Annotated in this window: 1 protein-coding gene; it reads right to left on the bottom strand. The window is 67.2% G+C overall.

Translation table 11 applies throughout. From position 1 onward, the window contains the following. Window positions 1-1,085: FAD-dependent monooxygenase (locus tag DPM12_RS22660; protein ID WP_112260606.1), on the bottom strand; the 1,085-nt coding region annotated here is incomplete at its 3' end. Window positions 1,086-1,186 lie beyond the last annotated feature (101 nt).

The raw sequence follows: 1,186 nt of genomic DNA, 5'->3' as shown, positions 1-1,186 counted from the left end.
GCGGCGTCTTTGTATGCCACCAGCTCGGACATCACGCTACGCACCGGATCCATCTCCTCACCGGTGAGCCGCAGTTCGATCGCCGCACGGGCGTTGCGCGCTAGCTGCTGTCCGATGGGGTGGCGTTCGGTGTGGTAGGTGTCGAGCAGCCCGCCGGGTGCCCAGCCGTTGACCGTTGCCGCCAGTTTCCAGCCCAGATTCACCGCGTCCTGCACGCCGACGCTCAGCCCCTGTGCCATGGCCGGAGGCTGGACGTGGGCGGCGTCGCCTGCCAGGAACACCCGGCCGCGCCGATACTCGGCGGCCACCCTGGACGCGTCGGTGAAGCAGCCGAGCCACTGGCACTGTCCATGGTGGATGGATTCGCCGGTGAGCCGCTGCCACGCGTCAGCGAGGTGGGTGTACGTCAGGGAGTCCCGGTCCCGTGGCGGCATGCCCCTCTCGTGTACGACGACCCGGGTCACGTTGTTCTCCAGGTCCATCGCCATGATCATGCTGCCGTCCGGCAGATCCTCACCGATGCGCCGGCGACGGGTGTCGATCCCGGTGACGTCGGCTGTGTAGAAGCCGCGGGTGGATGCCGAGCCGGGGAAGTCGATGCCGGCCAGCTTGCGGATGGTGCTGCGGCCGCCATCGCATCCGACCAGGTAGCTGGCGGTGTCCTCGCCGGGACCGTCCGGCCCGTCGAAGGAGACGGCGATGCCGTGCGGTGTCTCGCGGAAACCCGTCACCTCGTATCCGCGCCGCACCGGCACGCCGAGCTCGGTCACCCAGCCTTCCAGCATCCGCTCGGTGCGGTACTGGGAGATTCCCCTGGCACTGAAATGATCTTCCTCGAACATGCTGAGATCGATCGGAATGCCCCCGAAATGGCAGTCCGCACGTTCCGTCTCGCCGAGTCTGCCCAGCAGCCCTCGCTGTTCGAAGCACTCGGCCGTGCGCCTGGTGAAACTCGCGCCGCGTGATTCCCGCGGCGGAGTGGGCAGTTTCTCGTAAACGACGACATCGACGCCGCCAATGCGGAGTTCGCCAGCCATCATCAGGCCAACCGGACCTCCGCCGACGACGATCACGTCCCTTGTCATTCGCACGCTCCTGTTCAGTCGATATCGCTGGCTACCAGGGATGGCTGGGTGGTGGCGGTGGTGTGGGGGGTGCCGAACCAGTGGTGGAGGGCGTCGGTGAG

The sequence above is a fragment of the Phytoactinopolyspora halophila genome (assembly GCF_003287285.1).
GTDB lineage: Bacteria > Actinomycetota > Actinomycetes > Jiangellales > Jiangellaceae > Phytoactinopolyspora_A > Phytoactinopolyspora_A halophila.
The sequence above is the reverse complement of the archived record's forward strand: the minus strand, read 5'-3'. Positions and strand labels throughout refer to the sequence as shown.